The organism is Helicobacter pylori (assembly GCF_015904775.1).
In the GTDB taxonomy this organism is placed as follows: domain Bacteria; phylum Campylobacterota; class Campylobacteria; order Campylobacterales; family Helicobacteraceae; genus Helicobacter; species Helicobacter pylori_DM.
In genome coordinates, this window is sequence record NZ_JADZNC010000002.1 from 116,988 (window position 1) to 135,822 (window position 18,835).

Below are 18,835 nucleotides of genomic sequence, written 5' to 3' on the forward strand. Positions count from 1 at the left end.
CATTATTCCTCGTAATATTCGCATTTATAGAGATTCAAATTCTGGGCATGATTAGCGTTAGATTTGTCTAAATTAAACAAGTTTTTAATCGCACCCACAAGCACATCGGATTCTTCTTTTTGAGCGTTCTTTTTTAAAGCGATGGTGGGGTGGTGCAAAAAGGTGTTGAAAGCGTTGTGCAAGATCTTTTCAATATTGCTTTCGTATTCTTTAGGCACATAGCGTTTTTTGAGCGCTTTTTGCAATTCCTTTTGGGCTGAAATCCTAGCCAATTCCCTTAAATCCTTAATCACAGGCTCTACTTCTAAACTCTGGATCCATTGGTAAAATTCCATTGTGGCAAGCCCTACAATCTCATAAGCTTTTGTTCTGCTTTCTTGCCTGTTTCCCACATTTTCCTTAACCATAGGCTCTAAATCATCCACGCTGTATAAGAAAATATGATTTAGCGTCGGCTTTTCAATATTCCGTGGCACGGCTAAATCAAACCAAAAACGCCTGAAAATCGTTTCTTTTAACATGGAATTTTGCACGATAAAATGCGGCGAAGAAGTGGCGCAAAAAAGCAATTCGTATTCATTGATATAAGCGTTTAAATTTTCTATATTTTGAAAGCTTACTTTTTTAGGCTCTTCTAATTCCTTGACAAAATCTTCAAATTTAGCCGCATTACGCCCTAAAATAAGCACTTCAAATTGCTTGTTTAAAAGGTGTTTGATGACCAATTGAGCCATCTCGCCAAGCCCTATCACAAGGGCTTTTTTATCCTTAATTCTTTCTTTTTCAAAAATATTAAGCGCTTCTTTGACCGCCACTGAAGAGATGGAGACCCCTTGCTTGGAAATGCCGGTTAGATTGCGCACTTTAGCGGCGCATTTGAAAGCAAAATGGAGCAATCGGGTTAAATCTTTAGAGCAAAATTTCTCTTCAAAAGCGAATTTATAGGCGTTTTTCATCTGCCCTGTGATTTGAGTTTCCCCCACCACTAGGCTATCCAAACTGCTGCACACGCTAAAGACATGATGGACTGCGCTTTCATCAGTGCTCATTAAAACGCATTTTTCTAAATCAGACACGCTCATTTTTTTATTTTGAGCCAAGATTTTTAATAACGCGCTTTTTTGTTCATTAGCATGAGCACCATGCTTTAGGCTCGCATAGATTTCAAAGCGATTGCATGTGGATAACACCATGCACTCTTTGATGTTAGGGCAGTGGGTTTTAATGGTTTGTAAAAATTCTTTAAGCGTTGCGTTCGAATTAATAGCGAGTTTTTCGCGCATTTCTAAGCTCATGCTTTTATGCGTAAAGGCTAGGGTGAAATATTTTGACAAATGAGTTTCTAACTCCATTAAAAAGTCCTATAAATGACATCTTGCGCTAGTTTTTCTAAAATCAAATTGTTTTCCCCTTTAATGGCTTCAAGGGCCTTTTTAGAATAAACTTGAGCGATCTTAAGGGTTTCTTCTATGATACCATGTTGCTTGAATTTTTCCTTAGTCCATTCTATGATTTCATGACTATCTTGTTTAAAATAAGAAATTAAAAGCCCTTGTTCATGCTGATTCAATTTTTCATATAAAAGCAAGTAGGGTAAAGTGGTTTTGCCCTCTTTAAAATCGCTAAAATTGGGCTTACCTAGAGTTTTGGTGTCTTGAGTGATGTCTAATAAATCGTCAATGATTTGAAACGCCATGCCAAAATGCAATCCAAAATCCGCATACATTTTTGCGTTTTTATCCAAAAGAATCGCCATGCTCTTTAAACTCGCTTCTATGAAATGAGCGGTCTTGTCTTCTAAAATGCGCCAGTATTTTTGTTTGTCGCTATTAAAACTTCCCCCCACAAACACGTCTTCAATCTCGCCTCTAGAGAGCCTTAAAACCGCATTAGAGAGGATTTGAGCGATTGCTTCGCCCATTTTAGACAATTCAAAAAAGGCTTTAGAATAAAACACATCCCCAAGCATCACGGCGTTAAAATTCCCAAAAAGAGCGTTAATGCTGGGGAGTTTTCGGCGCATGGTCGCTTTGTCAATCACATCATCATGCAATAAAGAAGCGGTCTGTATCATTTCCACAATCGCGCACAAATTGAAGGCTTTATCCAATAAAATAGCGTCTGTTTTTTCGTCTAACAAAGCGAGCATGAGTTTGGAGCGCAGCATTTTTGAAGGGCCAATCTTAGAAAACAATTCATCGATAAAGCCGCTTTCAATTTCTTTGATCCAAGAAGCGATTTTATTTTGAATAGCTTGAAGTTGTTTTTCTTGCATGCAAATTCCTTAAGGCTCTTTAGGAGAAAAAACAAGGGGCATAAGGGCTAAAAGCTTTAAAGTAGCCTTATCTTCTTTAAAATCTTTAAACACAAGCGACAGAGTGCTGTTAGAAGAAAAGTTTTTTTCAAAAACTTTAAGGTTATAGGTGTTTCTCGCATGATCGGTGTATAAAATAAACTGGTAAGGGAAATGGTTAAAACGCATGTTGATGACTAAACCTTTATTTGCATATAGCGTCCAATAGAGCGTGATTTCTTTGGTTTGTTCATTTGAAGTGTCTTTGATGATCGCTTTAAAGACTTCATCTTTTTTTAATTCTAGCGTTTTATCTATCCCATAATCAAGCCCAAACGCTTCTAAAAAAAAGAGGAATATCAAGCCATAGCGGATAAGCTCATTCATTCCCGCTAAGAATATTCGCCATGGATTGGATCACAATGTCTGTTTTTCTACTCTCTATTTTTTGCTGCAACTCTTCATCCATTCTTAAAGTTTTAGCGAAAGATTCAAACTTTTCTTCCAAGTCTTCTTTTTCTATAAAAGTTTCCAAAAGAGCCAAAAGCTCTAAAAGCCTTTCTAGCTCTTTTTTAGAAAGCTTTTTACTCGCATGAAAAATAATGTCATTCCACTTGTCTAAGGGGTTTCCCTCAAAAATTTCAAGCTCGCTGTAATCCCTCATGCTGGCTTCTTTTTGGTAGCTTAAGCCAAATGGGCTTCTAGCATCCAAATGGATTTTTGCAACTTGGCTAATTGATCGTCCGCATAAGTTACGGTTACTTTATCGCCTTCTTTTTCAGCGGTGTTAGAAAGCTCTTTAAATTCTTTTTCTAGGTGTTTGTAATCGCCTAGAATTTCTTTAAAGATGTCTTTAGAGTGGAAGCTTGTTTTAGTTTCTTCTTTAACGCGAGTGAGTTTGAGCGCTTCGGATAAAGTGACTAAGGGGTGGTGTCCTAATTGAGCGATCCTTTCAGCGAGATCATCAAACATGTCCGCAAATTCTTCATAAATTTCTTCAGTGGCTTTATGCACATTGAAAAAATCGGTGCCTTTCACATTCCAATGGAAGTTATGCACTTTCATAAATAACACGATCGCATCCGCTTGCAAATGTTTTAAAATTTCAAATGTTTTCATCAAAAGTCCTTTTTTTTTAAAATTGTTTTTAGGCTTTTATTTTCATAAAAACCTTGATCGCTATCCTACACCAAAAGAGTTAATGAAAAATTTTTTTGATCTTATTTTTGTCAAATATTGATAAACTCTATTCAATTTAATATTCTTTAATCTTTTTAAAATTTTGTTTTATCGTAAAACTCATTTTTTAAGGGGGGATAATTATCCAAATTAAGAAGCGTTAAGAATTTTAATTTCAAAGGTTTTTTCTTGATTTTCTAATAGTGCAATGCTCCCTTCATGGGCTTTAACCACTTGTAAAGACAGGGCTAACCCTAGGCCGTTACCCTTTAATTTGGTGGTTTCAAAAGGCTCAAATAAAGCGCTTTTGTTTTCCACTTCCTTGCCATTATCAATAATGGTGAAGACAATAAATTCATTTTGAATGAACGCTTCAATCTTCACCTGCCCCTGTTCGCTCTCTTCTAAGGCTTCAATCGCATCAATAGCGTTATACAAGAAATTTTGCAACACAATCCCCATTAAATCAAAGTCAAAAAACCCTTCTTCGTCGCTAAAATTAAAAAGAAAATCAATGTCTTTAGAGTAAGTGTAGCAATTTAGGGCTTCTTTGAGATCGCTCTCTAGCGTTTTCAAACTTTGCTTGGTGCGGTTGGCTTGAATGCCTTTAGAAAAAAGCAAGGTGGCTTTAATGATTCTTTCTACGCGCCATAAAGCTTTTTGCAATTCTACAACAATGGGTTTAGTCTTTTCGTTCGCATGCTTTAATAACACTGAAGCTAAAAGAGAGATAGAGCCTATAGGGTTTCTGATCTCATGGGCTAAATGCGCTGAGATTTTCCCCATAGAAGCGAGCCGCTCTTGGCGTTTTTGAGCGCTAATATCGGTTGCGGTGATGATTTGCTTGCCTTGAATGCTGTTTTGCTGGACTAAATAGCTTTTATTTTCATGTTCAATTTCAGTGTTAAAATTTTCTAATTTAGCCTTATTGAACACCTCATGGCTTTGATTGGCTAAAGAATTTTTATAAAAAAAGCTCCCGTTTTCATTCATTACCCAAATGGCTTGCGGTAAAATCTCTATGACCCATTCATAAAGGGCTTTATAATCCTTAAACTCCTTTTCTACTTTGTAGCTTTGTAAAATGAATTGGTTTAAAAGCTCTAATAACTCTTGCATGTCTTTTTTATTGGAAAAATTTTCTAATAGATCTTCGCTCTCTTTGGGTTTAAAATTCTCTAATGAAATCACATTGTTTTCGTTTTCCAACAACCCCTTGAAAGAAGAAGCCTTATAAGAGCGTTTCAAGGGGGAGTTTTTTAAATAAGGGCGTTTTAAACGCTTGGATTTTTTCATGGTTTTTGTTTTTCTTGCTCTTTTAAGAAATTAAACAGCATTTCGCTATAACCAAAATTCCCGCTCAATTCTTTAGAAAGCGTGTCCTTATACATGGACGCATAAATTTCATCGCCCGGGGCTTTAGGATACAAGGGGTTATCCATTTTCATAGCAGTATCTAGCATGAATTTTAAAAGCAGTGCTTCAAAAGAATCGGTTTGTTCTTTGAGGAGCTTGTCGTTTTTATTTTGAGCTAGCGCTTTTAATTTCTCTTCGCTCGCTAATTTAGAAACATTGTATTGCTCTAACATGGCTTTATTGTTGTTTATCATAATATCTCCATTTCAGCGCTAATCGCACCGCTTTTTTTTAGGGCTTGCAAGATTGAAACCATCCCCTTAGCGCTCACGCCAATTTTTTGTAAGGCTTTTACCACCCCGGCAATGGTAATGCTTTTCCCGTTAGAACTCAGCGTGTTGTGAGCGGTGTCTAAGGACATGTTATTGTCTAAATCCTGCGTGTTTTTAGAATCATTTAAAGGCTCTTTAGTGATTTTAAGCGTGATGTCTTGGCTTGTAACCACTATAGGATGCACTATTATATCCACTCCTGAAACGATCGTGCCTGATTTTTCATCTACAATGATCTTATTTTTCGCGCTGTAATTAATGGGGATTTCTTGCACTAAGGCTAAAAACTCCACCATAGAAAGACGCTCTGGGCGAGTGATTTGAATGGTTTTAGGATCTAGCGCTATGGCTACTTTATTGCCAAATACCTTATTTAAAGTGTTTTGCACTTGGATAGCGTTTTTAAAATTGGGGTTTTTCAGGCTTAAAGTCATGGCGTTTTTGTGGAACAAATCATACGAAACTTCTCTTTCAATAGTCGCCCCATTGATGATATTGGCTGAGAGCAAGTTACTAGAATTACCCGAAATAATAGCCCCTTGAGCGAGGGCGTAAATATTCCCATCCACCGCATTTAAAGGGGTCATCACCAAAGTCCCTCCTTGAATGGATTTCGCATCGCCAATAGAAGAAATGTGAATATCAATTTTATCGCCCTGTCTTGCAAAGGGGGGCAAGGAGGCTGTAATCATCACGGCAGCGACATTTTTAGATTTAATATCATCTGCAGAGATCTTAACATTCACGCTCTCTAGCATGTTAGAAATGGATTGCATGGTGAATTTTGAGCCGGATTTATCCCCTGTGCCATTTAAGCCAATCACAAGCCCATAGCCAATCAGCTGGTTATCCCTTACGCCCACCACGCTCGCTATATCGCCTATTTTTTCGGCCAAAAGCTTGTGGAAGGCTAATACAAAAATAAGCCACAAAAACACCCGTTTCAATCAAACCCTTTCTTTATTCCTTAAATTCTAATTATTTTAGCATAAGCCTTTTATAGAAACTTTAAACTTAATTGAGCGCATTTTTATGCTATACTCAAAAATCTTATAAACTTTAAATCAAAGATTTTAATTTTAGCCTTTTATTAGCTTAAAGTTTCAAATTAAATTGAGGTATGAATCTCCCATGGAATTGAATCAACCACCACTCCCTACAGAAATTGATGATGACTCTTATCATAAGCCTAGTTTTAATGACTTGGGCTTAAAAGAATCGGTTTTAAAATCCGTTTATGAAGCCGGCTTCACTTCCCCAAGCCCCATTCAAGAAAAGGCCATTCCGGCTGTTTTGCAAGGCCGAGACGTCATCGCGCAAGCCCAAACAGGCACAGGAAAAACCGCCGCTTTCGCTCTGCCCATTATCAACAACCTTAAAAACAACCACACCATAGAGGCCTTAGTGATCACGCCCACCAGAGAATTAGCCATGCAAATTAGCGATGAGATTTTTAAATTGGGCAAACACACCAGGACTAAAACCGTGTGCGTGTATGGAGGCCAGAGCGTTAAAAAACAATGCGAATTTATTAAGAAAAACCCCCAAGTGATGATCGCCACACCAGGAAGGCTGTTGGATCACTTAAAGAACGAGCGCATCCATAAATTTGTGCCTAAAGTGGTCGTGTTAGATGAAAGCGATGAAATGCTGGATATGGGGTTTTTAGACGATATTGAAGAGATTTTTGACTACCTCCCTAGCGAAGCGCAGATTTTGCTTTTTTCAGCCACGATGCCAGAGCCGATTAAAAGGCTAGCGGATAAGATTTTAGAAAACCCTATTAAAATCCATATCGCTCCTTCTAATATCACTAACACCGACATCACCCAACGCTTTTATGTGATCAACGAACATGAAAGATCTGAAGCGATCATGCGCCTTTTAGACACCCAAGCGCCCAAAAAGAGCATTGTTTTCACGCGCACTAAAAAAGAAGCCGATGAATTGCACCAATTCCTTGCTTCTAAAAATTACAAAAGCACCGCCTTGCATGGGGATATGGATCAAAGGGATCGCCGCTCTTCTATCATGGCGTTTAAAAAAAATGACGCTGACGTGTTGGTGGCTACGGATGTGGCGAGCCGTGGGCTAGATATTAGCGGTGTAAGCCATGTGTTTAACTACCACTTGCCCCTAAACACCGAGAGCTATATCCATCGCATTGGGAGAACCGGGCGAGCGGGCAAAAAAGGCATGGCGATCACTTTAGTAACCCCTTTAGAATACAAAGAGCTTTTACGCATGCAAAAAGAAATTGATTCAGAGATTGAACTTTTTGAGATCCCCACCATTAACGAAAATCAGATCATCAAAACCTTGCATGACGCTAAAGTGTCTGAAGGAATCATCAGCCTTTATGAACAGCTTACCGAAATTTTTGAGCCGTCTCAATTGGTTTTAAAACTTTTGAGTTTGCAGTTTGAAACCAGCAAAATCGGCTTGAACCAGCAAGAAATTGATGCGATTCAAAACCCTAAAGAGAAAACGCCAAAACCCTCTAACAAAAAAACGCACCAACATGAGCCAGTGCGTTCTTTCAAAAAGGGCCAGCACAGAGACAGACATCCTAAAACAAACCACCATTCTAAAAAACCCAAACGCCGTTAAAATATTTAAAAAGGAAATTCATGCCCATTGATTTGAACGAACATTTAAAAAAGAAAAATCCTCAAAGAGAAACCCCCACGCCTAATACGCCCAATAATGGAGGGCGTTTCATCCCGCCGTCTAATTCTTTTAATTCTAAAAAACTATCGGTTTTAATCGTCATTGTCCTTTTGGGCGTTATCGCTTTTTTGGCCAAGCCTTTTGAAGTGATCAGCTCAGGAGAAATTGGCATTAAGATCACCGCCGGGAAATACGAACCCACCCCCTTACAGCCAGGAATCCACTTTTTTGTGCCTATCATTCAAGACATTCTCATTGTGGATACAAGGATCAGGAATATCAATTTTTCACGCACCGAAGACATGGGCGTGGCGGGTAAAAACCAAGGGATTTTTAGAAACGACGCTATTAATGTGATGGATAGCAGGGGTTTGACCGTTTCTATTGAACTCACCGTGCAATACCGCTTAAACCCTCAAACCACCCCTCAAACGATCGCTACTTATGGCTTGTCTTGGGAGCAAAAAATCATCAACCCTGTGGTGCGCGATGTGGTGCGATCTGTCGTGGGGCGCTATCCGGCTGAAGATTTACCCATTAAGCGCAATGAAATCGCCGCTCTTATCAATAGCGGTATCAATAAAGAAGTTTCTAAGCTCCCCAACACCCCTGTGGAATTAAGCTCTATCCAATTGAGAGAAATCGTCTTGCCCGCTAAGATTAAAGAGCAAATTGAAAAAGTCCAAATCGCGCGCCAAGAATCAGAAAGGGTGAAATACGAGGTGGAGCGCTCCAAACAAGAAGCTCAAAAACAAGCCGCTTTAGCTAAAGGGGAAGCGGACGCTAACAGGATTAAGGCTCAGGGCGTGGCTGATGCGATAGTGATTGAGGCTAAGGCGAAATCTCAAGCTAATTTAAGCATTTCACAAAGCTTGAGCGACAAGCTTTTAAGACTGCGCCAAATTGAAGTTCAAGGCCAGTTTAATGAAGCGTTAAAAACGAACAATAACGCTCAAATCATGCTCACTCCAGGTGGGGCTGTGCCTAATATTTGGATTGACACTAAAAGTAAGGTTAAATCTAGTATTGCCGAGACTAAAGAGCCTTAAAAACGCATGGCATCTCTTGCCTTTATCCAAGCTTTTTTGGAGTCTTTTAAGGGCTTTTTAAGCCAAGCGACTTTAATTAGCGTTTTAATAGCGAGCGTTTTAATCCTTTTTTGTGCGATTTTGCTCCTTTTGGCTCTGCTTCTAAGAAACCGCTGGGCTAGTTATATAACAACAGTAGCTTTTTTGGGCGCGTTTTTAAGCATGCCTTTTGTTTTGAACGTTTTACTCACTCAAGCGATTTACCCCATAGAAACGCGCATCTTGCACGCTAATCCCTTAAGTTATAGCAACGCCTTTTCTTTGCAAGTGGGAGTCAAAAACCATTCCAAATTTACTTTAAACAAATGCGTTTTACGCCTAGAAGTGCTTAAAAACCCTCACAATTTTGTAGAAGAACATGCGTTTAAATGGTTTGTCAAAAAAAGCTATGAAAAAATTTTTAAAGAAAAGATTTTGCCTGAAGAATCCAAAGTCTTTTCATTTTTTATTGACGACTACCCTTATTCAAAAACAGCCCCTTATCAAGTTTCTTTGTTTTGTTTATAGAAAACTAAAAGATAACGCCCATTAAAAAGCGATTAAAAATATTAAAGGCATATACTAAAGGCATAAATTTTAAAATAAAGCTTTTAAAGCCTAGATTCTAACAAACGCTTCGTATAAGCGTGCTTAGGGTTGTCAAACACTTCTTTGATAGCGCCTGTTTCCACGATTTTCCCCTCACTCACCACTAACACCCTATCGCAAAAAGCTTTGATCACATCTAAATCATGGCTGATAAACAAATAGCTCAAATCCTGCTTTTCTTGTAAATTCAACAACAATTCCAACACGCTTTTTTGAATGCTTTTGTCTAAAGCAGAGGTTGGCTCATCTAAAAGAATGATTCTAGGTTTTAAAGCGATTGCCCTAGCGATTGCTACTCTTTGGCGTTCCCCTCCGCTGAGTTCATAAGCGTAAAAGTTAAGCAATTCAGAATTCAAGCGCACTTCTTCTAAACAAAGTTCAGCTAAATGATGCCATTCTTCTTTGGAAGCTTTAGGGTAAGCAAAGCGCAAAGCCTCTGTTAAAATGCTTTGAATGCTTAAGCGAGGGTTTAATGAGGCGTAAGGGTCTTGAAACACCATTTGCAAGATCTTGCGGTATGGTTTGAACGCCTTAGAATTTAAAAGCCCCACGCTTTGACCTAAAATCTTTTCTTCCCCGCTATTTAAAGCGAGTTTTAAAAGCCCTAACGCTAAAGAGCTTTTCCCGCTCCCGCTTTCGCCAATGATGCCGATGTTTTCTTTAGCTTTGAGGGAAAAATTGACTGATGCGATAAGGGGTTTTTTTAAAGAAGGCCTAAAAAAGCGTTTTTGCAAGTAATAAACGCTAAAATCCTTCACTTCTAAAAGCGTTTCATCTAGCGCTTTTAAATTTTTAGCGGGCAAGTTTGAAGCCTGAATCAAGAGTTTTGAATATTCGTGCTTGGGGTCATTAAAAAGCTCTTTAGTCAAATTGGTTTCTACTATTTCGCCTTTTTTTAGCACATAAACCCTATCAGCCAAGCGTTTGACCGCTTTTAAATCATGGCTAATGAACAAAAGGGCGATGTTTTTTTCCACGCTCAATTGCTTGAGCAAGTCTAAAATCTGGTTTTGGATTTGCGCATCTAGCGCGGTGGTAGGCTCATCGCAAATGAGCAGTTTGGGTGCATTAATAATGCCCATAGCGATACACACCCTTTGGCGTTGCCCTCCGCTCAACTCATAAGGGTAACGATCCAAAAATTTTTCATCTAATTGGACTTGTTTCATGGCGTTTAAAACTTGTTCTTTAAGGAGCGTTTGAGAAGCGTTTTTATGGTGTAAAAAATAGGCTTCACTCATTTGCTTGCCGATTTTATGCAAGGGGTTTAGGCTGGATAGGGGGTCTTGAGCGATGTAAGCGATAATATTCCCCCTTAAATGCTGCATAAATTCTTCGCTTTCCTTTAAAAGATTGGTTGTTTCAAACAACACTTCGCCATTATGGGGTTTGAATCTAGGGTTTAAACGCATGATGAGATTAGCGATAGAGCTTTTCCCGCTCCCGCTCTCGCCCACGATCGCCACCCTTTCACCATAACTTAAAGAAATATTAATATTTTGGAGCGAAAAATGCGCATTTAAAACGCAGTTCAAATTTTTGATTTCTAGCATGTAACCCCCTTATTTGAGCATGTTAGCGTTGAAAGCATCGCGCACTCCTTCGCCAATGAACACCAAAACAGAAAGCAACAAGCTAATGGCTACAAACGCAACGATGGCTAAATGGGGCGTGGTGAGATTATCCTTGCCTTGATTGACCAATTCGCCCAAACTCGCACTCCCTATGGGCATGCCAAAACCCAAGAAATCCAAAGACACTAAAGTAGAAATACTAGCCGCCATTAAAAACGGCACATAAGTGATCGTCGCCACTAAAGCGTTGGGTAACACATGGTAGAAAATGATTTTTAAATCATTCACCCCAAGCGCTCTAGCGGCTTTGGTGTAGTCCATATTCCTTGCTTTTAAAAATTCCGTGCGCACGACTTGAGAAAGCCCCATCCAGCTAAAGAGCAAGACTAAAAACAAGATGATCCAAAAATTAGAATTGAACGCGCTAGAAATCACAATGAGTAAAAAAAGCATGGGAATCGCGCTCCAAATCTCGCTCAACCTTTGCCCCAATAAATCCACTAACCCTCCATAATACCCCTGAAACGCTCCTAAACTCACGCCAATAAGAACGCTAAAAAGGGTGAGTAAAATCCCAAACACTAACGAAACACGATAGCCATAAACAAGCCTGGCTAACACGTCTCTGGCTTGATCGTCTGTGCCTAAAAGGTGTTTGAAGCTTGGGGGGGTGGGGGCAGGCGAGTCTAAATCCATAATGATCGTATCGTAGCTATAAGGAATGAGCGCATGAATAATGAAAGCGTCTTTTAAAAGTGTGTTTTGCACATAAGGATCGTTATAATCCGTAGGGGTGAAAAAATCGCCTCCAAACTCCACTTCCGCATAATTTTTAAACATAGGGAAATACGCCTTATTATCTTTATAGATGAATAAAGGGCGATCATTCACCCACAAGGGGGCTAAAAGAGAAAGTGCTAATAAAGCGGTAAAAAGATAGAGTGAAAACACCGCCCGCTTATTCTTTTTAAAACTCAGAATGCGCATTTTAAACAAACTGCTCACGCTCAAACTCCCTTGATGAAAAACAATTCCTAAGATTATAATTAATTATGGGTAATACTAGCAAGAAAACGGGTTTGATCAATAAAGAATTATGGGTAATACTAGCAAGAAAACGGGTTTGATCAATAAAGAAAAAGGATAAGCGTAATAATGGTGGAGTGTAGGGGGTTCGAACCCCTGACCTCAACGCTGCCAGCGTTGCGCTCTCCCAGCTGAGCTAACACCCCAAATAAAATTAAGCGAGCATTATAACATTTTGCTTAAAAGATGTCAATTTGATGCTTTTTTGAAACACTTAATAGCAAATTAAGAATGATTATCTTAAAATTAGAGAGTTTCTTTTATGGATTAAGTAAAATCACTTATCAAAGCAAAAAGGATATTTTTGAAAAACCACTCCTTTAAAAAAACGATCGCTCTTTCCTTACTAGCGAGCATGTCTTTATGTAACGCTGAAGAAGATGGGGCGTTTTTTGTCATAGATTATCAAACGAGTTTGGCCAGACAGGAATTGAAAAATCCAGGCTTCACTCAAGCGCAAGAATTAAAGCAGTTAATCAGAGATGGGGCTGTGAGGTTGCAAACTTCTGCCATTCCCTTATCCTACTACTTGGATATTTTAGGGAATAAAACAAAAACTCTTTTGAGTGAAAGCGTGAAAAACAATGTGCAACCATCGCAACCAAACGGGCAACCAAACCAAGCACAACCAAACCAAGCCTTAGTCAATTTAGAGCAATCTCTAGGGATTTTAGGAAAACTATTGGATCTATCCCAACAATACGCTTCAGAAGGTGTCATTAAGCCTTTGGTGGTGGATGTAGGGAACAAACAGATCGGTATCACTGATAGCATGCTCTTAGTGGCTCAAAACATCGTTTTAGCTTTAGGGCAAGTGGATTTGAGCAAAATCCAACAAAACAATAACGAACAGCTATACGAAAACATCATGAAAGTCATGCTTTTAGGTGCGGACGGGACTAATGGAGCGTATAACGGCATGAGTGTGGGCGATATTGCCACAGGCATGCAAAATTTTTCTTCGCAAACGGGCTTGATAGGGGCTAATTCTACGGTTAGCGAGCTCAACGCTTTGATTAAGAGCGGGATTTCTTTGGATCGTGAGACTTTGAGGTTAGGGAGTTTTATTGAAAAAAATATCTGCAGCAGTGCATCGTCTTGTTTTAGTGGGAGTCAGCTTATTTATAGGAAAGGGTTAGATAGAGTCATAAACATCATTAACGCGAGCTTAGGTCAGTTTGAATCTTCGGCTAGTTCTCTTTATAAGATTTCTTATATCCCTAACCTCTTTTCGCTCAAAGATTATCAGTCAGCGAGCATGAACGGCTTTGGAGCTAAGATGGGTTATAAACAATTTTTCACCCATAAGAAGAATATTGGCTTAAGGTATTACGGGTTTTTGGATTATGGCTATGCGAACTTTGGCGATACGAATTTAAAAGTGGGAGCGAATCTTGTTACTTATGGGGTAGGAACGGATTTTTTATACAATGTGTATGAACGCTCTAGAAGGAGGGAAAGGACTACAATCGGTCTTTTCTTTGGCGCTCAAATTGCAGGGCAAACTTGGAGCACGAATGTAACGAACCTATTGAGCGGGCAAAGGCCTGATGTCAAGTCCAGTTCGTTCCAATTCTTGTTTGATTTGGGCGTGCGCACCAACTTTGCAAAAACCAATTTCAATAAGCACAAGCTGGACCAAGGGATAGAATTTGGGGTGAAAATCCCTGTTATCGCTCATAAATATTTTGCAACCCAAGGCTCAAGCGCGAGCTATATGAGGAATTTTAGCTTCTATGTGGGCTATTCAGTCGGTTTTTAAGGAAGGCTCTTGATGAAAAACACCAATACAAAAGAGATAAAAAATACAAGAATGAAAAAAGGTCAATACCACGCGCTCAAAAAGGGGCTTTTGAAAACCGCTCTGCTTTTTAGCCTTCCTTTAAGCATGGCGTTAGCCGAAGACGATGGCTTTTATATGGGAGTGGGCTATCAAATCGGTGGTGCGCAACAAAATATCAATAACAAAGGCAGCACCCTAAGGAATAATGTCATTGATGATTTCCGCCAAGTGGGCGTGGGTATGGCAGGGGGTAACGGGCTTTTAGCATTAGCGACAAACACGACCATGGACGCTCTTTTAGGGATAGGCAACCAAATTGTCAATACTAATACAACTGTTGGCAACAACAACGCAGAGTTAACCCAGTTTAAAAAAATACTCCCCCAAATTGAGCAACGCTTTGAAGCGAATAAAAACGCTTATAGCGTTCAAGCCTTGCAAGTGTATTTGAGTAATGTGCTGTATAACTTGGTTAATAATAGTAATAATGGCAGCAATAATGGAGTCGTTCCTGAATATGTGGGGATTATAAAAGTTCTCTATGGTTCTCAAAGTGAATTCAGTCTCTTAGCCACGGAAAGCGTGGCGCTTTTAAACGCGCTTACAAGGGTGAATCTGGATAGTAATTCGGTGTTTTTAAAAGGGCTTTTAGCCCAAATGCAGCTTTTTAATGACACTTCTTCAGCAAAGCTGGGCCAGATCGCAGAAAACTTGAATAAGAGCGGTGGTGCAGGGGCCATGCTCCAAAAGGATGTGAAAACCATCTCGGATCGAATCGCTACTTATCAAGAGAATCTAAAACAGCTAGGAGGGATGCTAAAGAATTACGATGAGCCATACCTACCCCAATTTGGGCCAGGCACAAGCTCTCAGCATGGGGTTATTAATGGCTTTGGCGTTCAAGTGGGCTATAAGCAATTTTTTGGGAGCAAGAAGAATATAGGCTTACGATACTACGCTTTCTTTGATTACGGCTTTACGCAATTAGGTAGTCTCAGCAGCGCTGTTAAGGCGAACATCTTTACTTATGGCGCTGGCACGGACTTTTTATGGAATATCTTTAGAAGGGTTTTTAGCGATCAGTCCTTGAATGTGGGGGTGTTTGGGGGCATTCAAATAGCGGGTAACACTTGGGATAGCTTTTTAAGAGGTCAAATTGAAAACTCGTTTAAAGAATACCCCACTCCCACGAATTTCCAATTTTTATTCAATTTGGGCTTAAGGGCTCATTTTGCCAGCACCATGCACCGCCGGTTTTTGAGTGCGTCTCAAAGCATCCAGCATGGGATGGAATTTGGCGTGAAAATCCCAGCTATCAATCAAAGGTATTTGAGGGCCAATGGGGCTGATGTGGATTACAGGCGTTTGTATGCGTTCTATATCAATTACACGATAGGGTTTTAAGCTCTTTTTAGGGCTTATAAAGAGGCTTTTTACTTTTTTTTTGGTATTCTAACAAGCTTTTAAACAATCCAATCTACTTTGTTTTAAGGATAATATTTTATGGCAGATGTCGTTGTGGGGATCCAGTGGGGAGATGAGGGGAAGGGAAAAATTGTTGATAGGATCGCTAGGGATTATGACTTTGTGGTGCGCTATCAAGGCGGGCATAATGCGGGGCATACTATTGTGCATAAGGGGGTTAAGCATTCTTTGCATTTAATGCCCTCAGGGGTTTTATACCCCAAATGCAAGAACATCATTTCTAGCGCGGTGGTCGTGAGCGTTAAGGATTTGTGCGAAGAAATCAGCGCGTTTGAGGATTTAGAAAATCGTTTGTTTATCAGCGACAGAGCCCATGTGATCTTGCCCTATCATGCCAAAAAAGACGCTTTTAAAGAAAAATCTCAAAACATCGGCACGACTAAAAAAGGCATAGGCCCTTGCTATGAGGATAAAATGGCCAGAAGCGGGATAAGAATGGGGGATTTATTAGACGATACCATATTAGAAGAGAAACTAAAAGCGCATTTCAAAGCCATTGAGCCTTTTAAAGAAGCGTATGATTTGGGCGAGGATTACGAAAAAGATTTGAGGGAATATTTTAAGACTTATGTTCCCAAAATTTGCCCCTTTATCAAAGACACGACAAGCATGCTGATAGAAGCGAACCAAAAGGGTGAAAAAATCCTACTAGAAGGGGCGCAAGGCACGCTTTTAGACATTGATTTAGGGACTTACCCTTTTGTAACAAGCTCCAACACCACGAGCGCTAGCGCATGCGTTAGCACCGGCTTGAACCCTAAAGCGATCAATGAAGTCATAGGCATCACAAAAGCGTATTCTACTCGTGTGGGTAACGGGCCTTTCCCTAGCGAAGACACTACACCCATGGGCGATCATTTAAGGGCTAAGGGCACGGAGTTTGGCACGACAACCAAGCGCCCAAGGCGTTGCGGGTGGCTGGATTTGGTGGCTTTAAAATACGCTTGCGCTTTGAATGGTTGCACGCAATTAGCCTTAATGAAATTAGATGTTTTGGACGGGATTGATGCGATTAAAGTGTGCGTGGCTTATGAAAGAAAGGGCGAAAGATTAGAGGCTTTCCCTAGCGATTTGAAAGATTGCATGCCGATTTATCAAACTTTTAAGGGCTGGGAAAAAAGCGTGGGCGTGAGAAAATTAGACGATTTAGAGCCAAACGCCAGAGAGTATATCCGTTTTATTGAAAAAGAAGTGGGGGTAAAAATTGGCCTTATTTCTACAAGCCCTGAAAGAGAAGACACGATTTTTCTATGAAAAAATTCGCTTCTGTATTGGTGCAATTAAAAACCCTTGCGTTAGAAAAAATAGAGCAAAAGCTTGAAAGCAAGCGCTTAAAATTGCAACAAAATGAGCGAGAAATTTTGGACAAACAAGCCCAATTGAGCGCGTTTAAAAACCCTGAATTGGGGGGAATGAGCCTTTTTTTACAAACCCAGCAATTAAAAAGCGCTTTAAGATTGGAGATAGAACATTACCAACAAGAGGGCGAGAATTTAAACAAGGATTTAAAAATTTTAGAAAAAGATTATCTTTTGGCTAACCAGGAATTAGAAAAAGCTAAAATCATTTTAGAAAACGAAAAGCAAAAAGAAAAGGAAATTTTGGAAAAAAAAGAGCAGGCCCTTTTAGATGAAAACGCCATGATTTTGCACTGGCAAAAAGGGGGCTTGCATGCGTAAAATCTTGTTAATGGGCTTGATTTTACAAGCGCTCTTTAGCGAAGAAGCCGCGCAAGAATTGTTGCAATGCTCTGCGATTTTTGAATCTAAAAAAGCCGAATTGAAAGACGATTTGCGCCGATTGAGCGAAAAAGAGCAGTCTTTAAGGATCTTGCAAACCGAAAACGCCCGCCTTTTAGATGAAAAAAGCGATCTGTTAAACAAGAAAGAAAAAGAAATAGACGAAAAACTGAAAAATTTAGCGGCTAAAGAAGAAGCCTTTAAAACCTTACAAACGGAAGAAAAAAAACGCCTTAAAAATTTGATAGAAGAAAACGAAGGCATTTTAAGAGAAATCAAGCAGGCTAAAGACAGCAAGATTGGCGAGACTTATTCTAAAATGAAAGATTCTAAATCGGCTCTGATTTTAGAAAATCTACCCACTCAAAACGCCTTAGAAATTTTAATGGCGCTAAAACCCCAAGAACTCGGTAAAATTTTAGCCAAAATGGATCCTAAAAAAGCGGCGGCTTTGACAGAGTTGTGGCAAAAACCCCCACGAGAAAATAAAGAAAATCAAAAAACCACAGAGCCTACACCAGCATCCGCGCCCCCTATAGCGCCCACGCCTTTAAAAGAGCCGATGATAAAAGATCCTAACACCAAAGAGTCTGCAGGGGTATGATGTTCATTGTAGCGGTTTTAATGCTGGCGTTTTTAATCTTTGTCCATGAATTAGGGCATTTCACGATCGCTAGGATTTGTGGGGTGAAAGTGGAAGTGTTTAGCATTGGTTTTGGTAAAAAACTCTGTTTTTTTAAGCTTTTTGGCACGCAATTCGCTTTGTCTTTGATCCCGCTTGGGGGCTATGTGAAATTAAAGGGCATGGATAAAGAAGAAAATGAAGAAAATGAAATTAATCAAGCAAATGACAGCTACGCGCAAAAAAGCCCTTTTCAAAAGCTATGGATACTATTTGGAGGGGCGTTTTTCAATTTTCTTTTTGCGATTTTAGTGTATTTTGTTCTGGCATTGAGCGGGGAAAAAGTCTTACTGCCTATCATTGGCGATTTAGAGAGTAACGCGCTAGAAGCCGGGCTATTAAAGGGGGATAAAATCCTTTCTATCAACCATCAAAAAATAGCGAGTTTTGGAGAGATTAGAGGGATAGTGGCGCATGCTAGAGGCGAGTTGGTTTTAGAAATAGAGCGCAACCATCAGATTTTAGAAAAACGACTGACCCCCAAAATCGTGGCGGTGATAAGCGATTCTAACGATCCTAATGAAATCATCAAATATAAAGTAATAGGCATCAAGCCGGACATGCAAAAAACAGGCGTTGTCTCTTATTCCTTGTTTCAAGCGTTTGAAAAGGCCTTGAGTCGGTTTAAAGAGGGCGTTGTTTTGATTGTGGATTCTTTAAGGCGTTTGATTATGGGGAGCGCTTCAGTTAAAGAATTGAGTGGGGTGGTAGGCATTGTGGGGGCGTTAAGCCATGCCAATAGCGTGAGCATGCTTTTGTTGTTTGGGGCGTTTTTGTCTATCAATTTAGGGATTTTAAATTTATTACCCATTCCAGCCTTAGATGGGGCGCAAATGCTAGGGGTCGTTTTTAAAAATATTTTTCATATTGCTTTGCCAACGCCCATACAAAATGCGTTGTGGCTAGCGGGGGTGGGGTTTTTGGTTTTTGTCATGTTTTTAGGGCTTTTTAATGATATTACTCGTTTGCTATAAAAGGGG

19 protein-coding genes and 1 tRNA gene are annotated in these 18,835 nt (G+C 39.7%); 9 read left to right on the forward strand and 11 right to left on the reverse strand.

Going from position 1 to position 18,835, the window contains the following annotated elements; genetic code table 11:
• Window positions 1–2: 2 nt before the first annotated feature.
• The 8 genes from hemA to I6852_RS02040 all read right to left on the reverse strand — a co-directional run bounded on the left by hemA (window position 3) and on the right by I6852_RS02040 (window position 6,107).
• Window positions 3–1,352, reverse strand: a complete 1,350-nt coding sequence (gene hemA / locus I6852_RS02005; protein WP_197291452.1) for a glutamyl-tRNA reductase — start codon at window positions 1,350–1,352, stop codon at window positions 3–5.
• Window positions 1,352–2,275, reverse strand: a complete 924-nt coding sequence (locus I6852_RS02010) for a polyprenyl synthetase family protein (RefSeq protein ID WP_197291451.1) — start codon at window positions 2,273–2,275, stop codon at window positions 1,352–1,354. The genes hemA and I6852_RS02010 overlap by 1 nt, the downstream gene beginning before the upstream one ends.
• 9 nt (window positions 2,276–2,284) lie before the next feature.
• Window positions 2,285–2,680 (reverse strand): hypothetical protein, encoded by a 396-nt coding sequence (locus I6852_RS02015; RefSeq protein ID WP_197291450.1) that lies wholly within the window; start codon window positions 2,678–2,680, stop codon window positions 2,285–2,287.
• Window positions 2,673–2,957, reverse strand: a complete 285-nt coding sequence (locus I6852_RS02020) for a DUF2018 family protein (RefSeq protein ID WP_127971825.1) — start codon at window positions 2,955–2,957, stop codon at window positions 2,673–2,675. The genes I6852_RS02015 and I6852_RS02020 overlap by 8 nt, the downstream gene beginning before the upstream one ends.
• Window positions 2,958–2,977: 20 nt before the next feature.
• Window positions 2,978–3,412 carry a DNA starvation/stationary phase protection protein gene (gene dps / locus I6852_RS02025; protein ID WP_000846455.1) on the reverse strand — a complete coding sequence of 145 codons (435 nt, stop codon included), beginning with the start codon at window positions 3,410–3,412 and terminating at the stop codon, window positions 2,978–2,980.
• A 210-nt stretch (window positions 3,413–3,622) separates the two neighbouring features.
• Window positions 3,623–4,768 (reverse strand): acid survival sensor histidine kinase, encoded by a 1,146-nt coding sequence (gene flgS, locus I6852_RS02030; protein ID WP_197291449.1) that lies wholly within the window; start codon window positions 4,766–4,768, stop codon window positions 3,623–3,625.
• Window positions 4,765–5,082, reverse strand: a complete 318-nt coding sequence (locus I6852_RS02035) for a hypothetical protein (protein WP_000609410.1) — start codon at window positions 5,080–5,082, stop codon at window positions 4,765–4,767. Before I6852_RS02035 ends, flgS begins: the two co-directional genes overlap by 4 nt.
• Complete coding sequence (locus tag I6852_RS02040) at window positions 5,079–6,107, reverse strand: flagellar basal body P-ring protein FlgI (RefSeq protein WP_078264082.1); 1,029 nt, start codon at window positions 6,105–6,107, stop codon at window positions 5,079–5,081. Before I6852_RS02040 ends, I6852_RS02035 begins: the two co-directional genes overlap by 4 nt.
• A gap of 184 nt (window positions 6,108–6,291) precedes the next feature.
• Between I6852_RS02040 and I6852_RS02045 the strand changes: the two genes are divergently transcribed.
• From I6852_RS02045 to I6852_RS02055, 3 genes are read left to right on the forward strand one after another with little or no spacing between them, the layout of a single operon-like run.
• Window positions 6,292–7,770, forward strand: a complete 1,479-nt coding sequence (locus I6852_RS02045; RefSeq protein WP_197291516.1) for a DEAD/DEAH box helicase — start codon at window positions 6,292–6,294, stop codon at window positions 7,768–7,770.
• A 20-nt stretch (window positions 7,771–7,790) separates the two neighbouring features.
• The gene (locus I6852_RS02050) at window positions 7,791–8,879 is read left to right on the forward strand and encodes a prohibitin family protein (RefSeq protein ID WP_001121052.1); all 1,089 of its coding nucleotides are present in this window, start codon (window positions 7,791–7,793) and stop codon (window positions 8,877–8,879) included.
• Between the two features lie 6 nt (window positions 8,880–8,885).
• Window positions 8,886–9,425: a DUF2393 domain-containing protein gene (locus I6852_RS02055; protein ID WP_197291448.1), complete on the forward strand. Its 540-nt coding sequence runs from the start codon at window positions 8,886–8,888 to the stop codon at window positions 9,423–9,425.
• Window positions 9,426–9,508: 83 nt separating this feature from the next.
• Here the strand turns inward: I6852_RS02055 and nikE are convergent, their stop codons facing one another.
• The 3 genes from nikE to I6852_RS02070 all read right to left on the reverse strand — a co-directional run bounded on the left by nikE (window position 9,509) and on the right by I6852_RS02070 (window position 12,312).
• Window positions 9,509–11,059: a nickel ABC transporter ATP-binding protein NikE gene (gene nikE, locus I6852_RS02060; protein ID WP_197291447.1), complete on the reverse strand. Its 1,551-nt coding sequence runs from the start codon at window positions 11,057–11,059 to the stop codon at window positions 9,509–9,511.
• Between the two features lie 9 nt (window positions 11,060–11,068).
• On the reverse strand, window positions 11,069–12,091 hold the full coding sequence (locus I6852_RS02065) for an ABC transporter permease (protein ID WP_197291446.1): 1,023 nt from the start codon (window positions 12,089–12,091) through the stop codon (window positions 11,069–11,071).
• 145 nt (window positions 12,092–12,236) lie between these two features.
• Window positions 12,237–12,312: transfer RNA gene (locus I6852_RS02070), tRNA-Ala, on the reverse strand.
• Window positions 12,313–12,470: 158 nt separating this feature from the next.
• On the opposite strand from I6852_RS02070, the gene hopF reads away from it, so the two are divergent.
• The 6 genes from hopF to rseP all read left to right on the forward strand — a co-directional run bounded on the left by hopF (window position 12,471) and on the right by rseP (window position 18,829).
• Window positions 12,471–13,928 (forward strand): Hop family outer membrane protein HopF, encoded by a 1,458-nt coding sequence (hopF, locus tag I6852_RS02075; protein WP_197291445.1) that lies wholly within the window; start codon window positions 12,471–12,473, stop codon window positions 13,926–13,928.
• 12 nt (window positions 13,929–13,940) lie between these two features.
• Entirely contained in the window at window positions 13,941–15,353 is a 1,413-nt protein-coding gene (hopG, locus tag I6852_RS02080; RefSeq protein WP_197292968.1) for a Hop family outer membrane protein HopG, read from the forward strand.
• Between the two features lie 99 nt (window positions 15,354–15,452).
• Window positions 15,453–16,688 carry an adenylosuccinate synthase gene (gene purA / locus I6852_RS02085; RefSeq protein WP_197291704.1) on the forward strand — a complete coding sequence of 412 codons (1,236 nt, stop codon included), beginning with the start codon at window positions 15,453–15,455 and terminating at the stop codon, window positions 16,686–16,688.
• Window positions 16,685–17,113, forward strand: a complete 429-nt coding sequence (locus I6852_RS02090; RefSeq protein ID WP_000712827.1) for a flagellar export protein FliJ — start codon at window positions 16,685–16,687, stop codon at window positions 17,111–17,113. Before purA ends, I6852_RS02090 begins: the two co-directional genes overlap by 4 nt.
• Window positions 17,106–17,777 carry a MotE family protein gene (locus I6852_RS02095; RefSeq protein ID WP_197291703.1) on the forward strand — a complete coding sequence of 224 codons (672 nt, stop codon included), beginning with the start codon at window positions 17,106–17,108 and terminating at the stop codon, window positions 17,775–17,777. The genes I6852_RS02090 and I6852_RS02095 overlap by 8 nt, the downstream gene beginning before the upstream one ends.
• Window positions 17,774–18,829: an RIP metalloprotease RseP gene (rseP, locus tag I6852_RS02100; protein WP_197291702.1), complete on the forward strand. Its 1,056-nt coding sequence runs from the start codon at window positions 17,774–17,776 to the stop codon at window positions 18,827–18,829. Before I6852_RS02095 ends, rseP begins: the two co-directional genes overlap by 4 nt.
• Window positions 18,830–18,835 lie beyond the last annotated feature (6 nt).